General features: G+C 38.4%; 18 protein-coding genes and 1 pseudogene. 11 read left to right on the plus strand and 8 right to left on the minus strand.

The features are described 5' to 3' along the window. The coding region (locus L655_RS0107720; protein WP_029751642.1) for a transposase domain-containing protein at window positions 1-269 on the minus strand (269 nt) is incomplete at its 3' end. A 130-nt stretch (window positions 270-399) separates the two neighbouring features. After that, the gene (locus tag L655_RS0107725) at window positions 400-1,260 is read right to left on the minus strand and encodes a mechanosensitive ion channel domain-containing protein (RefSeq protein WP_024604667.1); all 861 of its coding nucleotides are present in this window, start codon (window positions 1,258-1,260) and stop codon (window positions 400-402) included. Between the two features lie 201 nt (window positions 1,261-1,461). Between L655_RS0107725 and L655_RS0107730 the strand changes: the two genes are divergently transcribed. The 5 genes from L655_RS0107730 to L655_RS0107750 all read left to right on the plus strand — a co-directional run bounded on the left by L655_RS0107730 (window position 1,462) and on the right by L655_RS0107750 (window position 7,197). Then, window positions 1,462-1,671: a hypothetical protein gene (locus tag L655_RS0107730; RefSeq protein WP_024604668.1), complete on the plus strand. Its 210-nt coding sequence runs from the start codon at window positions 1,462-1,464 to the stop codon at window positions 1,669-1,671. A gap of 210 nt (window positions 1,672-1,881) precedes the next feature. After that, window positions 1,882-4,017, plus strand: coding sequence for a M3 family metallopeptidase (locus L655_RS0107735; protein ID WP_024604669.1), 2,136 nt, complete (start codon window positions 1,882-1,884; stop codon window positions 4,015-4,017). A 117-nt stretch (window positions 4,018-4,134) separates the two neighbouring features. After that, entirely contained in the window at window positions 4,135-4,980 is an 846-nt protein-coding gene (locus tag L655_RS0107740; protein ID WP_024604670.1) for a carboxylate/amino acid/amine transporter, read from the plus strand. 74 nt (window positions 4,981-5,054) lie between these two features. After that, window positions 5,055-6,380, plus strand: a complete 1,326-nt coding sequence (locus L655_RS0107745) for a glycerophosphodiester phosphodiesterase family protein (protein WP_024604671.1) — start codon at window positions 5,055-5,057, stop codon at window positions 6,378-6,380. An 82-nt stretch (window positions 6,381-6,462) separates the two neighbouring features. Beyond that, a complete protein-coding gene (locus L655_RS0107750; RefSeq protein ID WP_024604672.1) occupies window positions 6,463-7,197 on the plus strand; it encodes a dienelactone hydrolase family protein in 735 nt (244 codons plus the stop codon). 19 nt (window positions 7,198-7,216) lie between these two features. Here the strand turns inward: L655_RS0107750 and L655_RS0107755 are convergent, their stop codons facing one another. Continuing rightward, on the minus strand, window positions 7,217-8,140 hold the full coding sequence (locus L655_RS0107755) for a LysR family transcriptional regulator (RefSeq protein WP_024597041.1): 924 nt from the start codon (window positions 8,138-8,140) through the stop codon (window positions 7,217-7,219). 157 nt (window positions 8,141-8,297) lie between these two features. Here L655_RS0107755 and L655_RS0107760 point away from each other — a divergent pair, with 157 nt between their 5' ends. From L655_RS0107760 to L655_RS0107785, 5 genes are all read left to right on the plus strand, one after another. Continuing rightward, window positions 8,298-8,981 (plus strand): type 1 glutamine amidotransferase domain-containing protein, encoded by a 684-nt coding sequence (locus L655_RS0107760; protein WP_007581292.1) that lies wholly within the window; start codon window positions 8,298-8,300, stop codon window positions 8,979-8,981. A 116-nt stretch (window positions 8,982-9,097) separates the two neighbouring features. Then, window positions 9,098-9,679 carry a rhomboid family intramembrane serine protease gene (locus L655_RS0107765; RefSeq protein WP_010555361.1) on the plus strand — a complete coding sequence of 194 codons (582 nt, stop codon included), beginning with the start codon at window positions 9,098-9,100 and terminating at the stop codon, window positions 9,677-9,679. Between the two features lie 87 nt (window positions 9,680-9,766). After that, window positions 9,767-10,612, plus strand: a complete 846-nt coding sequence (gene yghU, locus L655_RS0107770) for a glutathione-dependent disulfide-bond oxidoreductase (protein WP_024604673.1) — start codon at window positions 9,767-9,769, stop codon at window positions 10,610-10,612. A 259-nt stretch (window positions 10,613-10,871) separates the two neighbouring features. After that, window positions 10,872-12,812: an EAL domain-containing protein gene (locus L655_RS0107775; RefSeq protein WP_024604674.1), complete on the plus strand. Its 1,941-nt coding sequence runs from the start codon at window positions 10,872-10,874 to the stop codon at window positions 12,810-12,812. A 499-nt stretch (window positions 12,813-13,311) separates the two neighbouring features. After that, a complete protein-coding gene (locus L655_RS0107785; protein WP_024604675.1) occupies window positions 13,312-14,691 on the plus strand; it encodes a VCBS repeat-containing protein in 1,380 nt (459 codons plus the stop codon). A gap of 88 nt (window positions 14,692-14,779) precedes the next feature. Here L655_RS0107785 and L655_RS0107790 read toward each other — a convergent pair whose 3' ends face one another. Next, on the minus strand, window positions 14,780-15,235 hold the full coding sequence (locus L655_RS0107790; protein ID WP_024604676.1) for a hypothetical protein: 456 nt from the start codon (window positions 15,233-15,235) through the stop codon (window positions 14,780-14,782). 12 nt (window positions 15,236-15,247) lie between these two features. Further along, the gene (locus L655_RS0107795; RefSeq protein WP_007581281.1) at window positions 15,248-15,523 is read right to left on the minus strand and encodes an EF-hand domain-containing protein; all 276 of its coding nucleotides are present in this window, start codon (window positions 15,521-15,523) and stop codon (window positions 15,248-15,250) included. A gap of 302 nt (window positions 15,524-15,825) precedes the next feature. Between L655_RS0107795 and L655_RS0107800 the strand changes: the two genes are divergently transcribed. Next, window positions 15,826-16,683 carry a PA4780 family RIO1-like protein kinase gene (locus tag L655_RS0107800; RefSeq protein WP_024604677.1) on the plus strand — a complete coding sequence of 286 codons (858 nt, stop codon included), beginning with the start codon at window positions 15,826-15,828 and terminating at the stop codon, window positions 16,681-16,683. Between the two features lie 24 nt (window positions 16,684-16,707). Here the strand turns inward: L655_RS0107800 and L655_RS0107805 are convergent, their stop codons facing one another. The 3 genes and pseudogenes from L655_RS0107805 to L655_RS0107815 all read right to left on the minus strand — a co-directional run bounded on the left by L655_RS0107805 (window position 16,708) and on the right by L655_RS0107815 (window position 19,396). Beyond that, entirely contained in the window at window positions 16,708-17,382 is a 675-nt protein-coding gene (locus L655_RS0107805) for a response regulator (protein ID WP_024604678.1), read from the minus strand. A gap of 38 nt (window positions 17,383-17,420) precedes the next feature. Next, window positions 17,421-18,866, minus strand: a pseudogene (locus tag L655_RS01000000125305) (ATP-binding protein). Beyond that, complete coding sequence (locus L655_RS0107815) at window positions 18,866-19,396, minus strand: hypothetical protein (protein WP_024604679.1); 531 nt, start codon at window positions 19,394-19,396, stop codon at window positions 18,866-18,868. The pseudogene L655_RS01000000125305 and the gene L655_RS0107815 overlap by 1 nt, the downstream one beginning before the upstream one ends. Between the last annotated feature and the right edge of the window lie 9 nt (window positions 19,397-19,405).

The following is a 19,405-nucleotide window of genomic DNA, read 5'->3' on the forward strand; positions in this document are numbered from 1 at the left end:
GCACTTGGAGCAACCGTATCGCCCAGGGTATCAGTGAGTGTTAAATCTAACTTCTCAACAACGTCACTAATAGAGCGGTCGCGAAAAAGACCCATTGCAATGATAAGCCAGACGACAAGCTCAGCAGGTAACTTACGTTTGCGAATACTTGCTTTATCGGTCTGCTCGAGCACATTAGAAATCCACTCAAGAGGGATATGTTTCTGAAATGTAGATAAAGAGTCAGGAGTGGCGAATATATCCGTATCAAGTAACCAATGACTAAGCATAAAAATACCCTCATAATCAAAAGATGATAAGGATATTGTGAAGCAACCAAAAGATCGGTCAACCGATCAAAAACACCTTAACTGATCGGTGTTAGCCCAAGAGCGACTTTTAATATTTACTATATTTGAGCTATGAGCGCTTAAATGCAATTTCACCGTCGATATGAATATCACGCTGCGGAAAAGCAATCACTACATCATGCTTTTCAAATACAGCGTAAATACTAAAACGAATATCACTGCGTACTTTTCTAAGCATGGTTTCAGACTCGGCACATACCCAAAAAATAGCATTAAAGACGAGCGAGTTATCTGCAAAGTCATCAAACAATACCGACGATTTTGGATTAGTCAAAATAGCCTCATGGTCATCAAGTACTTGCTGAATTAACTTTTTAACCAGCAGCACGTCTGATCCATATGCAACGCCTACACTTACCGATGATCGTGCATTACCATCAATCAGTGTCCAATTTGTTACTGTGTTTTCTAAAAGCTGAGAGTTAGGTATAAGCATATGAACACCGTCATTTCGACGAATACGTGTAGAGCGTGTATTAATCGTCTCTACCACGCCTTTTGCATTGCCCACTTCTAAAAAGTCGCCAATACGTATTGGTCTCTCCCACATTAATATCCAGCCACTAATGAAGTTATTAATTATATTTTGCGCACCAAAGCCTACGCCAATAGCTATCGCACCTGACACAAAAGCAAATGCAGTCAGCGGTATGCTTAATACCTCTAAAGATGTAAAAATTAAAATTGCGATACTTAAAATAAAGTAAATACGTGTGAATAAATGCACGGCATCTTGGCTTAATTTTTTTGCCAATAACGTTTTTGTTATTAGCTTGCCAACGCGTGTAACAATAAACCAAATAGCGAAAAGTATTAAAGGCACTTGAATAATTTTTGCTACGGTAATGTGTACATCGCTGTAACTAAATACAACAAAGGCAAGAATTTGGTTTATGTGTTCTAAGGTCATTTATTTTCCAAAACAAGCAAAGGAGCGCTTTAAATTTAAATCACTGTAAAGTAAAAGCGGTTCAGTGTTGGGTAAGTTTAGCAGTCATAATATAACTAAAACGCCAAGTTAATAAGTTCAAAATGCTTTTTATGAACAATTTATTAACTCTTTATTGCACCGAGTGCTATATAAATAGTGTACAAGCACTGGAGATCACATATGACACAACTTACTTTAAATCAAAGACTCGCTACTTTGCTGCCACAGGTAGACTTACATTTATTTGAGAGCAGCCTAGATTATCGAAATAAAATTTTGTGCCTTCTTGCAGAGCAAGAGCAAACATTGGCATCTATTAACAAAGAGTTTGGCCAACAACAACCTAGCAACTTTGGCTCTGAGAGAAAATTTGTACTTGGATATAATTAAGCAAATTATTACTCAACGACTTGATTAAGTAGCTCAAGTGTTTACTTTTAGAGCTACTTTTACCTCCCTTAAAGCTAAATATTAGCTAATTTGCGTTCAAATCCCGCTTAATACCGATAAACTTTATTGTATAAACCCCAAAATTTGATAAGTTAACTAGGTTTTTCGACTCGCAAAGCCTATTCCGGCTAATCTTTCTATGGAGTTATTATGCGTAAAACCCTGATCGCCACTACTATTGCTAGTGCTTTAATATTATCTGCCTGTTCATCTAACGATACACAAAACATGGCAAAAGAAGGCGCAGCACAAGTGCAAGACATGAACGCAAACAATGTTTTATTTAAGCCAAGCCCATTGCAGTATATGGCACCAGAATTTGATAAGTTTGGTACAAAAGATTACGAAGCTGCATTTGATGCAGGTATCGCTCAGCACACAGCACAAGTAAAAGCGATTGCTAACAACCCTGCTCCTGCAACATTTGAAAACACATTAGTTAAAATGGAGTTATCAGGTGAGCTATTAAATCGCGTATCAGCTGCGTTTTATAACTTATCTGGCTTAATTTCAGATGCTGAATACCAGCGTATTGATGAAAAAATGGCACCTGTATTATCTGCTCACTCAGATGATATTTACCTAAATGGTGCTTTATTCAAACGTGTACAAACAATTTACGACAACCAAGATAAATTAAACGCAGAAGACAAACGCCTAGTTGATTTTTACTACAAGCAATTTGTAAAAGCAGGTGCTAAATTAAACGACGCTGAAAAAGCTAAAATGCGTGAAATTAACTCAGAGCTAGCTCAGCTATCTACTGCGTTTTCACAAAACATTTTAAAATCGTTTAAAGAAGACGTTATTGTAGTTACAGATAAAAGTGAATTAGCGGGTCTTTCTGAAGGTGAAATTGCAGGCCTTGCAGCTTCGGCTAAAAAAGCGGGCAAAGACGGCTACATGATCACTTTGGTAAATACAACGCAACAACCAATTTTAAGTAGCCTTGAAAACCGTGACCTACGTGAGCGTATTTTTAAAGCCTCTGCAAACCGTGCAGCAAAAACTAACGGCCCTATTATTATTAAAGAAACCAACCTACGCGCTCAAAAAGCAGAGCTTTTAGGCTACAAAGATTGGGCTTCTTATGTAATGACTTCACGTATGGCACAAACAACTGATAACGTTTACGGCATCCTTGATGACCTAGCACCAAAAGCAGTTGAAAAAGCTAAAATTGAAGCTGCAGCAATTCAAAAAGTGATTAACGATTCAGGCGAGAGCTTTGAGCTTAAACCGTGGGATTGGACTTTTTATGCTGAAAAAGTACGTGCAGAAAAGTACAACTTAGACCCAGCACTTGTTAAACCATACTTTGAAATGCAATCGGTTATTCACGATGGCTTATTCTTTGCAATGAACAAACTGTACGGTATTACGTTTAAAGAACGTAAAGATCTTCCTGTTTATCATGAAGATGTAACCGTATACGAAGTATTTAACGCTGATGGCAGCGCTATTGGTTTATTTTACTTAGACCCATATGCACGTGAAGGCAAACGTGGCGGCGCATGGATGAGTGCATACGTTAGCGAAAGCGGCTTAAAAGGCACCAAACCTGTTATTTACAATGCGCAGAACATTCCAAAACCTGCTGCAGGCGAGCCTACGCTAATGACATTTGATGAAGTGTCTACTATGTTCCATGAATTTGGTCATGCTGCTCACGGTTTATTCTCAGATGTTAAATACCCAAGCCTAGCGGGTACTGCAACGGCGCGTGACTTTGTTGAATTTCCGTCACAAGCAAATGAAGATTGGATGATTGAACCAACAGTACTTGCAAACTATGCGAAACATTACAAAACAGGTGAGCCAATTCCACAAGCTTTACTTGATAAAGTACTTGAATCGCAAAAATTCAACCAAGGTTACGGCACTACTGAGTATTTAGCAGCAGCACTACTTGATATGGAATGGCATTCATTTGGTTCTGATAAGAAAATTACTGACGTTCAAAAGTTTGAGCAAGACGCGCTAGAAAAACACGGTATTGCTTACTACCCTGTTCCACCACGTTACAAATCAAACTTCTTTAGCCACACATTTGCAGGTGGTTATTCAGCGGGTTACTACGCGTACCTATGGACTGAAGTGTTTGCAGCAGACGCCTTTGCACATATGGAAAACAACGGCGGCTTAACACGTAAAAACGGTGATAAGTTCCGTAAAGAAATCCTATCAAAAGGTAACAGCCGCGACTTAATGCAAAGCTACATTGAGTTTAGAGGTCAAAAACCAACTACCGACGCACTACTTAAGCGCCGTGGTTTAGTTGAATAATTAATAACTTAGTTTATTAATTATTGCTTTATAAAAGCCCGCTTGCGGGCTTTTATTGTTTATACATTAATTTATAACAGATAAACTGCTGCCATTAATTATTTAGAGACGACGGCTATGCGGTACTTATTTGCAGTAACTTTACTTTGGGCATTTTCATTTAGTTTAATTGGCGTGTATTTAGCAGGTCAGGTTGACGCATGGTTTAGTGTGTTAATTCGCATAGCACTAGCAACCCTCGTATTTTTACCATTTTTAAAGTTTAAACAAACACCTAAACCTTTAGCCTTAAAGCTCATGCTGATTGGCGCTATACAACTTGGTGTTATGTATAGCTTTTACTACCACTCCTTTTTATTTTTAAGCGTCCCCGAAGTACTGCTATTTACAGTAATGACTCCTTTGTACATTACCTTGCTAAATGATGCATTGAACAAACATTTTAACCCACGCTTTTTTATAGTCGCACTTATTGCTGTAATTGGTGCAATTACCATTCGTTACGAAAATCTAAATAGCAATTTCATAATTGGCTTATTATTAGTTCAAGGTGCGAACATAAGTTTTGCTGTAGGCCAAGTAACCTATAAACGCTTAATGATGAACAATAAGCTTGATGATAAAACCGTATTTGGATGGTTTTTTATAGGCGCACTTATTATTGCCACAATTTGTTATGCATTATTTGGTAATTCAAACAAATTACCAACCACTTCTACTCAGTGGGGCATACTGATTTATTTAGGGGTTGTTGCATCAGGCCTTGGTTACTTTATGTGGAATAAAGGCGCAACACTCGTCAACGTTGGAGCTCTGGCAGTCATGAATAACTTACTTATCCCAGCAGGGATTATTGTTAACGTGCTTATTTGGAACAGAGATGCTGACATAGTTAGGTTAAGTATTGGTGCAGCTATAATGTTAGGTGCATTATTAGTGAATCAAATGCTTAATAAAAAGTAAATTAATAAACTTGTAGCTAAATTGTCATTAATAATCATTAAGGTAGTACAAATTTTACTTTTTAAGGATAAACAATGAAACGTATTACCTTACTTACAGGCTGTATATTGTTAGCCACACTTGCTGGCTGCGACGACGATGTAGAAATAGTAGAAAAAGAAGTGGTTGTTACCAACACCGAAGTGGAAATTGTTGAAGTACCTACGCCCATTGTTGTAGAGGTTGCTGAAGGAGTAAATATTCAGCTAGGGACTCGCCCTGACTATTTAATTAACGATATGGCTCAAAGCACACTAAAAACAAAATTAGAGTCATGCAGCGAAGGTCCTTTTTACCGCACCGATTTTTCTATTGGTCATCGCGGTGCATCAATGCAATACCCAGAACACACTAAAGAAGCCTACATTGCTGCAGCTAGAATGGGCGCTGGCATTGTTGAATGCGATGTTACATTTACAAACGACAAAGAGCTTGTTTGTCGCCACTCTCAATGCGATTTGCATACCACAACTAATATTTTAGCCATTCCTGAACTTGCAGCTAAATGCAGTGTGCCATTTACACCAGCCAACCCTGCTAATGGTATTGCCGCTTCTGCAAAATGTTGTACCAGCGATATAAGCTTAGCGGAGTTTTTAACCCTTGAAGGTAAAATGGATGGTGCAAACACTGATGCAACGACCGTAGCCGATTACATGGATGGCACACCAAGTTGGCGCACTGATTTATATGCCACCAACGGCACATTGATGACCCATAAACAAAGCATTGCACTGTTTAATGAGCTAGGTGTAAAAATGACACCAGAGCTAAAATCGCCACAAGTAAGTATGCCATTTGATGGAATGACACAAGAACAATATGCGCAAAAAATGCTAGACGAGTACACGCAAATGGGTGTGCCAGCCTCAAAAGTTTATCCGCAATCATTTAACCTTGAAGACGTAAAATACTGGATTAACAATAACCCTGACTTTGCAGATAAAAGCGTTTACCTAGATGGACGTGACAGTGAAGCCGGATTTGATCCAAGTAACCCACAAACATGGCAACCGGGTATGGATGAGTTAGTGGCTGATGGGGTGAAAATTTTAGCTCCTCCAATTTGGATGATGCTAACAATAGATAACGAAAGTAATATTGTGCCATCGCAATACGCTATTGACGCAAAAGCAGCAGGTTTAAAGCTTATTGCATGGAGCCTTGAGCGCTCGGGCCCGCTTAATGAAGGTGGAGGTTATTACTATCAATCAATTGCTGATGTTATAGATAACGATGGCGACATGATGACAGTAGTCGACGTACTCGCAAAGGACGTGGGGGTAATGGGTATTTTTTCAGATTGGCCGGCTACGGTAAGTTACTACGCCAGTTGTAATAAAATGCCTGCCAGCATTTAAAAAACCATTTCAGCGGTCGTTTATTCTGCTGCGCTCAGTTACCATAAAGAAAGAGTCTAAACCTTTTTAACTGAGCGCTTTTATGATCATCCAACAACATAATGCTGACTTGCCAACACCGACAGGTTTAATGCGAACAACTGTATATCGCCCTCAAGCGCAAGGACAGTTCCCTGCTATCATTTTTTATTCTGAAATATTTCAGCAAACTGCCCCCATCGCACGCAGCGCAGCTATTTTAGCAAGCCATGGCTTTGTAGTGTTAGTGCCTGAAGTGTTTCATGAGTTAAACCCTATAGGCACTGTGCTTGCTTATGATGATACAGGTAAAGACAAAGGCAATGCCGACAAGTGGGCAAAGCCACTTGAGCACCACGACAGTGACACACAAACTATGATCGACTTCATTAGATTACAAAGCTATTGCACAGGCTCCGTCGGCGCAATGGGCGTATGTATTGGCGGTCACTTAGCTTACAGAGCGGCACTAAATCCTGAAATTAATGCGGCTTTTTGTTTATACGCAACTGATATTCACAGCAATACATTACCTGCGCAACCTGGAAATAACTCATTCGAGCGTATGGCTGATATACAAGGCGAAATTCACTTTATATGGGGCAAACAAGACCCGCATGTGCCAAAAGAAGGCCGCGCTAAAATATACCAGCAATGCGTAAGCACAGGCATCAATTACCAGTGGCAGGAAGTTAACGCACAGCATGCCTTTATGCGTGATGAAGGTGAGCGATACGATGCAGCCCTTGCGATAAATATGTATCAACAAGCGGTGGCATTATTTACCCGAACTTTATAAATGCTGTAAAAACTACTCATTAAGTACTTTTCAGCATACCTAAAGCGGTATGCTGTTTTACAAAGTATGCTTTTAAGTAATCAATAAACAATCGTAGCTTTTTAGAGCCCGCAGCCCCTGGCGGAAATACCCCGTAAAGCTCAATATCTTTGCTTTTATAATCATCTAATATTATTTCAAGCAGTCCAGCTTGCACTTTTGGCCACGCATCGTAAAGCGGAATACGCCCAATGCCATGCCCTGCTTCAACAAAAGCAGTACGAGCAGCGGCATTATTGGTACTTAAGGCGCCTTGCATTGTAATATCGTGTTTTTTGCCATCTTTTTGAAGTGTTAATGTTTTACTGCCCAATTGATAAACGACCCATTGGTGCTCTGCTAGCTCTAAAGGCGTTTTAGGTTTACCAAAATGTGCAAAGTATTCAGGCGCGCCACAAATACAAGTGCTCATTGTAGTCAGCTTGGTTGCCTGCAAGTTGGAGTCACTCAGTGCCACGCCCCTAATTGCAAAATCAAACCCATTTTTAATAATATCAACCACATCGTCAGTAAGCTGTAAGTCTATTTGAATTTTAGGGTATTGGCGCTTAAACGTATTTATTGCAGGCACAATTAACTGCATTCCCACATTTACTGGGCAACTAATTTTAAGTAAACCTTGTGGCTCGCTCTTTATATTTTCTATTTGCTGATTAGCCGCATTAGCTTGTTCGGTAATTATTCTACAACGCTCATAATAAGCAATGCCTGCTTCAGTGAGCGCCATGGTACGGGTTGAGCGATTTAATAAAGTAACTTCAAGCTGCGTTTCTAATTTTTTTAAATGATAACTTGCAACTGCTCGCGTAAGCCCTAGCTGTTTGGCAGCAGCGGTTAAGCTGCCCTGCTCTACAATTTGTGCAAATACAACCATGCTCTTTAACTGCTCAAACGACACTTTCATAAATGCTCCGTAGTGTGTTTTAAATTCAACCTTTTTATTGTATCAATAATTAAATCAATAAAGTTAAATTTATCATCGTTGTTTAAAGCAGTGTTAGTGCATATAGTAATTGGTAAGCAAGATAAACTAATTCAAATCATCAGAAGGAATATATTCAATGTCTAAAAAAATACTTATGGTTCTTACATCTCACGCAGAACTTGGTAACACTGGCGAAAAAACAGGTTTTTGGGTAGAAGAATTTGCAGCCCCTTATTACGCATTTGTTGATGCAGGCGTTGAAGTAACATTAGCGTCTCCAGCTGGCGGCCAACCACCCATTGATCCGACAAGTACACTTTCTGATTTTCAAACAGATGCAACAAAACGTTACGACGCAGACAGCGCGGCGCAAACATTAATGGCAAACACTAAAGTGTTGAGTGAGGTTAAATCTAGCGATTTTGACGCTGTATTTTACCCAGGCGGTCACGGTCCATTATGGGACTTGGTTGACAACACAGATTCAATTTCACTTATCGAAAGCTTTGTAAAAGAGCAAAAACCTGTTGCTGCGGTATGCCATGCAAGTGCTGCATTTTTAAATGTTAAAGATGCCGATGGCAATGCATTAGTAGCGGGTAAAAAAGTAACTGGTTTTACTAACTCTGAAGAAGCTGCAGTGCAACTTACCGATATCGTGCCATTTTTAGTTGAAGACGAGCTAATTAAAAAAGGTGGTGATTATCAAAAAACTGACGACTGGGGTGTATTAGCGCTAGAAGACGGTTTAGTAATTACCGGCCAAAACCCAGCAAGCTCTGAACTAGCTGCAAAAAAACTATTAACTAAATTAGGTTAATAGTGAGTAATAATTAAAATTAAGCACAGCATTTTATGCTGTGCTTTTTTAATTGCTTTTCATTAGCAAATACAATTCCTATACTGGCAACTCTTAAAGTCAATTAGGGCGATTATATGGCAACCAAGCCAACCACACTGTCATTACTAACTAGTACCCGTTTCGCAATATTTAGTATTGTTGTTATTTGCTTCGTACTACAAGTGATCAATAGTCTACCTGGCATAAATCTTAATGGTTTAGGCATATATCCACGCAGTATCCAAGGATTAATTGGCATACTATGCGCACCTTTTTTACATGGTAGCTGGTGGCACTTTGCCAGTAATATGATCCCATTTGTAGTATTAAGTTGGCTAATTTGCCAGTACAGCGTAAAACGTTTTTATAACGTATTTATTTTTACCGCTCTAGTCGGTGGACTTTTAGTTTGGGCATTTGGGCGCAGTAACATACATGTTGGTTTAAGCGGTGTTATATATGGTTTATGGGGCTTTATTCTATGCTACGGCTTAGTAAGACGCTCATTAAAATCAATTATAATTGCAGTTGTAGTGGCTATACTTTATAGCGGTTTTATATGGGGTGTTTTACCTCAGCGCTATCATGTATCGTTTGAAAGCCATTTATTTGGAGCGCTAAGCGGGTTGTTTTTAGGTTATAGATTAGCAAAAGCCGATAAATTAAAAGGTCGGTAAATTAAATATTTAGGGCCTTTAATTAATTTTTTATGGCCACATTTATGAGTAAGTATTAAACATTTCCATTTAACATTGAGGTTATTTATGAGTGATCAAAACGAATACACGCCACCGAAAGTATGGACGTGGGAAAGTGAAAGTGGCGGTAAATTTGCCAGCATTAACCGCCCAATTGCAGGCGCGACTCATGACAAAACTCTACCTATTGGCGAGCACGCATTTCAGCTTTATTCTCTTGCTACGCCAAATGGCCAAAAAGCTACAATCATGTTTGAAGAGCTTTTACAGCTTGGTTGCACCGATGCAGACTATGACGCATATTTAATAAACATAGGTGATGGCGATCAGTTTGGATCTGACTTTGTTGATATTAATCCAAACTCAAAAATCCCAGCGCTAATGGATCATTCAACCACACCACCTACTCGCATCTTTGAATCAGGTTCTATTTTACAGTATTTGGCTGAAAAATTTGATGTACTCATCCCTAAGGATTTAAAAGCTAAAACAGAGTGTCGTAACTGGCTATTTTGGCAAATGGGCTCAGCGCCATACTTAGGTGGTGGGTTTGGTCACTTTTATAGTTACGCACCAAGTAAAATGCAATACCCTATTGATCGTTTTACTATGGAAACTAAACGCCAACTTGACGTGTTAAATCGTCATTTAAGCGAAAATGAATACATGGCGGGTGATGAATACTCAATTGCCGATATTGCAATTTGGCCCTGGTATGGCTCGCTTGTTTTAGGCGACTTATATGACGCAGCTGAATTTTTAGATGTTGCCTCATACACTCATGTTGTTCGTTGGGCAAAACAAGTTGCTGATCGCCCTGCTGTAAAGCGCGGCCGCCGCGTAAATCGCACATGGGGCCCTGAAGAAGAGCAAATGGCAGAGCGCCATAACGATAGCGATTTCGAAGGTTAAATCTATAGAACAGCGAGTAAAGTTCTTAAGACTTTAACCTGCTTGATAATTTTAAGGCTCAAAATGATTATTTATTATGAGCCTTTTTACTGTGCTAACTTTTTTTTTTGCTTTCATAAACTATATTTATTCTTATACTCAGGATTAGAGCCTAGCTAATCGATGTTTAATACGCTTTTGTTCATCTGAAATATTTGCTGTATTTCTTGAACGTTTCTCCATCGCTAGTTGGAGTGACTTTTGTATAAGGTTTTACTTAGTGCCATATAAAAATCTAAATAGTGAAGAACGCAGAGAAACCGTTAAAATTTTATACTCTAATGCCATCTCTGGTATTGCCATATCGACTGTAGTCAGTTTTATATTAGTGTTTGCTTTTGATTTAAATAACCAGAAAATATCCTACGAAAAAAGTATTTGGCTAAGCATTATGGTTGTCTTATTAGCAGCTCGCGCTATTGATGTAATATGGTTTTATAAAACCAAAAAGGATAGCCCGCTATTTAATGCTGACACATACTCAAAAAGATTTTCAACGGGGTGTATTTTAACTGCGCTATCGTGGTGTGGGTATGCACTTTGGTTTCATAGCACCTCATCAGCAATAGAGACGACAACCACGATTGCTATTTTATCTGCCTTTGCAGGAGGCTCTGCAAATCTGCTTTCAGGAAGTCGAGTAACCGCTGTACTCTATAGCATTATTTTACTGGCGCCCTACTCTTTTTTATTAACCTTTTCTAACGAAAACTACAACTCTGTCCTCGGTATTTTAGGCCTAGCATTTACTGCTATTATGGTGGCTTCATCGTACAAATCAGCCACATTTACACACAGCGCAATCAAGCTCAAAAACCAAAACAGAGAGCTGCTTAATGAAATGGAAAACAAGGTTGAGCAACGCACAGAAGAAATCTACCGTTTATCGAATACCGATCCACTTACAAATCTATTAAACCGAACCGCATTTTTAAAAAATGCAAACAGACAACTAGCAGACAACCCTCAAGAACCCTTTGCTTTATTATTCGTAGATTTAGATGGGTTTAAACAAATAAATGATTCGTTGGGTCATAAAGTAGGCGATAAAGTATTAAAAGAAATAGCACGAAGAATTAGTAATGTATGCAATCAACAGCTATTTAAATGCCGATGGGGCGGGGATGAGTTTTTAATTTTAGCAACGTATCAAAAACAAGCTGAGCTTATCGAGTTTGCAGATAGAGTACTTCAAAGCATTGGTGCCGAGCATGAAACATATAAATATCAAAAATGGGTATCTGCAACTATTGGTATTGCCATGTATCCTGAGCACGGGAGTGATTTTAATACTTTAATTCGCTCTGCTGATACTGCAATGTATCACCAAAAACGCATGGCGAAAGGTAATATCAATATTTATAACGATTCACTCAAATTAATACAAGAAAGAGAGTATCTTTTGAGTCAACGCTTAGCCAGTGCCATAGAAGAAAATAGTTTAAGGCTAGTATTTCAACCAATTGTTGATAGCAAAACCTCAAAAGTAACCTCTTTTGAATCATTATTACGCTGGCAACTAGATGGTGAAAATATTTTCCCTGATGAATTTATAGCTATTGCCGAGCAATACGGTTTAATAACCGAGTTAGGTATTTGGGTAATAGAACAGGCATGTATACAAGCAACAAAATTAAGTCACTTACAACCACAAATTGCTATAAGCGTAAACGTATCGGTTATTCAGCTACAAGATCCTGATTTTGTATCTAAAGTATTAAAAATAGTAAATCGCCACCAGGTAGAACCTAAAAACCTACACATAGAAATTACTGAGTCAGTATTTGCCGAGGATAAACTCACATTTTTGACAGCCGTTAAAGCACTACAAAAACAAGGCTTTTGTATTTCAATTGATGATTTTGGTACAGGCTACTCATCACTATCAAGCATGCTTGATATTGGTGTAGATATAGTAAAAATAGACAGAAGCTTTATTCAAAATATGGATAAAAGAGGGTTAAGTATTATTCATGCAATTGTACAAATGGCCTCTACTTTAGATTTTACTGTTGTTGCAGAAGGCGTTGAAACTATTGAGCAAGCAAACACACTCACTAAAATTGGTGTATCTCACCTACAAGGTTATTACTTTTCAAAACCGATGGAAGTAGGTTTTGTAGATGCTTATTTAAATGAGCAAAATAAGCAATGTAGTTAATAGCAAACACCTCTAAAAGCGCTTAGCTACCATATGAGTTATGCGCAACCTTTCTTATTAGGGCCTGTTTATTTTTTGAGGTTGAATTTGCAGTAGACTGTCTGGTATTTAAGCAAGGCAGAGCCTATGAAGTGTGGTTATTAACCATACATAGTTGATAACGTAGTATTAATGCCAAACATGCGCTGCCCAAAGGTTCTGCCTAGGGAGATAGACTCTTTGTTACTAGGTTACAAACCTCGCGCCGCGATTAAATCGTCCTTAGATTGAACAAATTTCAATCCTTAAAGGTCAACAGCCCCTTCCTAAAACATAATCTTACAATTGCTTACACCCAGTAAATAGTAATTAGCGTAGGCTAAATATAATCCAACTTACATATGTATATTACGTTTAAACGAAAAAGCCCCAGCGCTGGATAGTAGGCAAAATTATGCGCTGACGCTGCTTAAATAATAAAAACTTTAACGATACAACTAAATATAAAAAAGGAATTTGCATGATAAAACCACTTTGCTATTCACTCATCACTTTACTTACCCCCATAAGCGTTATAGCTCAAACAATGGCAATAAAAACAACGGATGAATTAGTATCAACCGATTCAGAGATTTTATTTGCATATAATAAAGAATCAAAACAATTAGAAGCCATCAATTTACTTACATCACTTAGTAGTGAACTTGCTTTACCAAAAAACGCCATCGGGTTTGATGTGGCAACACTTGCTAACATCACCGATAAACAAGCACTCGTACTAACAAGTGATGGCGTATATAAAGCCCAAGCAGGTAAACCAACATTGTTGTTTAATTATGAGTCGGTTCTTAATCAATTAAAAATAGATAAATTTGAAAAAGTAGACTTTGTTTTCGATGCTAACAACGATGGTCTAAGCGATATTTTTATCCCCGGGTTAGCAAGCAGTACTTTATACATTCAAAATAAAGATGGCAGCTTTAAGCCTAACAAATTTAAACAAACGCCTAAGTATGAAGGCCGCTTTTCAGGAAAAGGGCTTTCTTTAGAAGTTAATATTAACAATAAACCTGTGGTTATCGATTTTAACCACGACGGATTAAACGACCTGGTTTTTTCAAATGACTTTGGAGCAGATGTACTACTTGCTAATTCAGAGGGCTTAGAGCAAAAGCTTACCTCAATTGATTTTAACATTGAGCTAGGCGAGCTAAGCAATGGCGAGACTCGCAAAATAAAGCAAATTATTGATATTAATAACGACGGATTTCTAGATTTTACAACCAGACAGTTTAAGCCTACACAAGGTATGGATTCGTTAGATATAAAAATAGCACATACTTTGTACCTAGGGAGTGCTAAAGGTTTTACTAATACGCCCATTACCTTATTTGAAACACAGGGCCCTAGTGAGTTATTGCTCAAAACTGACTTTAATAATGATGGCTTAATTGATTTACAAAAAATGGACTTAGATATTGGCTTAGGTACTATCGCCTCTATGGCATTAGGCGGTGGCAGTACTGATGTAGATGTAGAAATGAATCTTTATAAGCAGCAACCCGACGGCTCATTTGCCAATAAATCGAGTATTGAACTTGATTTAGAAATGGAAGTGGGGATGAATGGCGATGAATCAGAACCGGTTCTCTATTTAGGTGACATTAACGGCGATAACTATATTGATGCGGTATACAAATACAGTAAAAAAACGCTGTATATTTATTATGGAGAGCAAGACTCACTGCTAAATGATAAATGCAAAAAATTAAAGCTAACGCTGCCTAAAAATAATAAAGATATTCTTCTGGTAGATATAAACCAAGACGGTAAAAAAGATTTTGTATTTAAATTTACCGAAGAAGGTGGCACCAGCAAAATAGAAACACGGTTAAATTAAGCCAATAAAAAAGCCCAACAGAGTTAACCGTTGGGCTTTGGACTTAAGACTTTCGAGTAACAGTCAGCTTTACTCTAAGTTATAACACCTAAGCAGTTACATTTAGCAGCGAGTCGCCTTCACTTAAACCAAATTTCTCTTGCACTGATGCAAGGATTGATTCTTTATCTTCATCAGACAACTGGTTTGAATACTCAGTTAAGAGCTCATCTAAGTAGCTCACTACCTCGTCTGTATCGACTGATTCTAATGAGTTTTGTGGCGGTGGCGGCGGTCTTTGACCTTCAGCTCTTCCTGCATCACCAATGCTTTTAGCATCAAACTCGAGTTCGCCCATTAAATCAGCAAGCTCTTTTGTTGGTTCAATACCTTGTTCTTTAAATGCAGCTTGAATACTTTGCGCATCGTCGCTAGTTAAGTTTTCTGCATCAAACTGTGCAAGCGTTTCTTTAACGAAATCACTTTGCTCTGTTGTTAATTTTGCAGCTTGACTACTTTGTTGCGGCACAAAACTCGCAGAGCTGCTGCCAATATTATTAATCATTTTAGTATCCTTTCAACGTTCACGACGAGGTGGTTTATGATCGCTAAGCTCTTGTTCACTAATTTCGCCATTACCATCGGCATCTATAGAATCAAAAATTGTTTGTGCATCACCGTGCGGCGGTTTTTTAGCACTAAACTCTTCAAAGCTAATTACGCCATCCCCATCAGTATCAATAGTTGAAAAGTCAGGTTTTTCAGGAGGATTGTCACCGCCTCGAGCAGCTACATTAGCTGAAAAAGCAATAGATAATATTGCCACAGTGGCAAGAGTTGAAAAATGCTTCATAGTAATAACCTCGTATTTAAGAATTAAACTAAGATTACGCTTTAAAAACGCAAACAATGTGCAAATAATGAGGAAGTAATAAATTATTTTTAATAAAAACTGATGATTCAAAAAAAGTTCTGGTTGATTGCTTTGCAATCAATATATAAGCTAATAAAATAATACGATTAATTACTCTCTGGCAGTAGTGTTACTGCCCTTAATTCTCAAAGCTGATATACTGCTTGAGCCAATTAAACAAACAAATACAGAGCACTTTCATAAATAATGATTAATAACCAACCCTACTTAGCAGGCAATCTGTGAAAATACCTAAACGCCTACAACCTCTTGTTGATGATGGCCTTATTGACGAAGTAATAAGCCGACTAATGAGCGGTAAAGAAGCCGATGTATTTATTGTGCGTTGTGGTGAACATATTCGCTGTGCGAAAGTGTATAAAGATGCGGTTAAACGTAGTTTTAAAAAAGCGGCACAATATCAAGAAGGCCGAAAAGTACGTGGTGGACGCCAAGCGCGTGCAATGGGTAAACGCTCTAGCTATGGCCGCCAATTAGAAGAAGAAATTTGGCAAAATGCCGAAGTTGATGCGTTATCTCGTTTAGCTGGCGCAGGTGTACGTGTTCCTGACACTTACTTTTGTATTGATGGCGTGCTGCTTATGGAACTTGTGTCGGACGAGGACGGTAACGTAGCCCCTCAACTTGGACATGTCGTTTTTAGTGAAGAGCAAGCGATTGAGCAGTATAAACTCATGATACATTACATTAAGCTTATGCTTTGTGCAGGTATAATACACGGTGATTTATCCGAATTTAATGTACTTGTAGATAATAACGGCCCTGTAATTATAGATTTACCGCAGGCAGTTAATGCTTCAGCAAATAACAGTGCGCAAGCTATGTTTGCACGCGATGTAAATAACATACGCCGCTATTATGGTGAATTTGCGCCAAGCATACTAAAAACTCAATACGCTAAAGAAATGTGGGCACTATTTGAAGAGGCCAATTTAACGCCTAATTCAACGCTTACAGGTGAATTTGAAGACAGCGACGAACTTGCTGATGTAGATTCTATTCTTGATGAAATCCAAGCTGCCGAATACGAAGAGTTTGACCGTTTAGAGCGAATTAAAAATGCTGACGATGATGAGTAACTCATCGTCATAGCTCATCCCACCTTACTGTGGATGCACAAACCGGTAGCCAACCCCATAAACAGACTGGATAACACTTTCAGTTTGTGTCACTTCATCTAGTTTTTTACGCAACTTTTTAATATGGCTATCAATAGTACGATGGCTCACAATACGCTGATCGGCGTACATAGTGTCCATTAAGCTATCGCGCGAATAAATACGATTTGGGTTGTTAAACAAAGGTTTAAATAGTTGAAATTCAAAGTTCGTCAATTCTATACTGTTTGATCTATATTTTACGCTGTAGCTGCTCTCGTCAAGCTTCATTGTTGACTCTGTAACGTCACTTGCGTTATTTAATCGCCTTAAAATAGCTTTTACGCGTGCCACCAGCTCAGCATAACTAAACGGCTTACAAATATAATCATCTGCACCTAATTCCAGCCCAAGCAGCCTATCTATTTCTTCTACTTTTGCCGATACCATAATAATAGGCACGTTTGAAAAGCGCCTGATTGCTTTACACAGTTCAATACCACTTTGCCCTGGTAACATTATGTCTAGCAAGATTACACTCGGCCTGTTAATTTCAAGCCAAGGTAATACTTCATTCCCGTGATGTATTTGATGAGTAATAAAGTGATGGCTGCTTAAAAAGTCACTCATTAAGTTAGCTAGCTTTACTTCATCTTCCACAATTAGTATTTGTTCACTCATAGGCATCTCTGTAAGTAACCTTAACTTTATTTTATAAGCTAAATAGTTGGCAATCTAATAATAATAGCAAGGCCGCCTAAGCTGGCTTTTTCTGCAGCTATTTCACCTTTATGACCTTTAACTATATGCTGGCAAATAGATAAACCTAAGCCAGAACCGCCCTCTTGGCGATTACGCGAACTATCTACTCGGTATAAATATTCAAATAAATGCGATAAATGCGACTGCTCTACACCGACACCATTATCTTCGATTATAAGCTCTAAATAAGTTTGCTCTTTAATGCTTATATTATTAGCCGTTAAAGAAATAGTTGTACATTGTGCATAGTGTACTGCGTTCATTAAAATATTATCGAGTAGCTGCAAAAGGCGTGTTTTATCTGCTTGTACAGTTATGTGTTTAGCGCTATTTAGTAGGTATATTTTTATATTATGTTGTTCAAGCACAACCTGATATTTTTGCTCAATAGTATTTAATAATAACGCCATATCAGTAGGTTGCATAGTGTAGTGCATACCTCCTAACTCTGCGCTATTGAGCATATGCAAGTCGTCTATTAAGCGTTTTAAATGCAAAGCTTCATCGTTAGCCGAACTTATATTTTTTGCGTTCGGTTCTCGTATACCAAGTAGCATAGCTTCAAGTTCACCGAGTAAAATACTCATTGGCGTCCTAAGCTCATGAGAAATATTAGCAAGCCAACGCTTACGTACTTGCTCATCTTTAGCGAGTGTAAATGCAAGCGTATTAAAATCTTCGCTCAACTGTCCTAGCTCGTCTTTTCGCTCAAGTTTGAGTTTGGTCTCGTAATTACCTTGCGTTAAGCGATGCATACCGTTAGCAATTTGCTTTACAGGGCTTACTAGGTGACGAGACAATAAAAAGGTAACTAGCAATGTAAGCAATACCGCAGCTAAAGCAATAAACCATAAGTAGTTAGTTTGCTGCTGTAAAAAATCAAGCTCATAGCCATCAACCAAGCTATCTCTTTTAGAAACTGCTAAGTAACCCACTATTTTATCGTTAACAATAATTGGGGTTGTTATATATTTTAAATCGCTGAGGTATCTACCCACTACTCGCTGTTTATTTTCGTCAAGCAAAGCGTAGTGAGCAATATTTTCTGGCGGTGGGCGGCGATCTTCCTATAAACGAATATGATCTGGCGGCGGTGGTCGCATCATTCGCCCACGCGGACCTGGGCCTTCTTGTGGCCTAGGCAAAAACTGGCTATTTTCTAATTGCGATTCAACACGTTTTCTAAAGCTTTCGCCATTGCCGACAACATGCTCCCATGAGGGTGTTTGTTCGTATTGCTTTGCAAATTGCACAACAAGTGGTTCAAGCGCTTTCACCTCTTTTGCATTAACAAAATCAATTACGCCTTGCCCTATGCTCCACTGTATAAGAACCACAAGCCCTGCAATAACACTAAAGGTAAAACTAAATAGTATTAAAAAAAGTTTATTATGAATTTTCATTAATGCGTGTTTTCAACCTTGCTAGGAAAGCTCTCAAATCGGTATGTTATAAACTCTTTGGTTTGGTCGTTAACATACAGCGTAGCAACTATTTTTTTACCTTGAGCGGTCCAATACATATGACCATGATTATTTAAAGTAACCGATACGGTATTTATACCTGTTTTAAATAAGTTAGCAGGTAAATGCAACGCTTGTCCGTGAATTCGCTGTATTTTAACCCCATTAATGTATAAATGAGCATGACCTTGTAAAAAACCGGTGTCTTGGTTTGTTGTCACGCCCATCATTTGTTGCATGTTCATCGTGCCCTCTGGCGGCACAGACAAATCATAACTCTGTGTATCTAAAATTAAGTTATAACCCGACATACTATCTTTTAATAACTTAAGGCTTAATGCCGGGATTGGCGTGTCATTTGGCACTGCTATAGGCATATGACTATGATCCATCATTTCCTGCTGCGCAAAGAGCTTAAAACTCGATAGCACAGCAGTAGTTAGGATCAATGCGTATTTAAAATAACGCATAGTTACTCC

Source organism: Pseudoalteromonas sp. TAE79 (genome assembly GCF_000498015.1).
Taxonomy (GTDB): domain Bacteria; phylum Pseudomonadota; class Gammaproteobacteria; order Enterobacterales; family Alteromonadaceae; genus Pseudoalteromonas.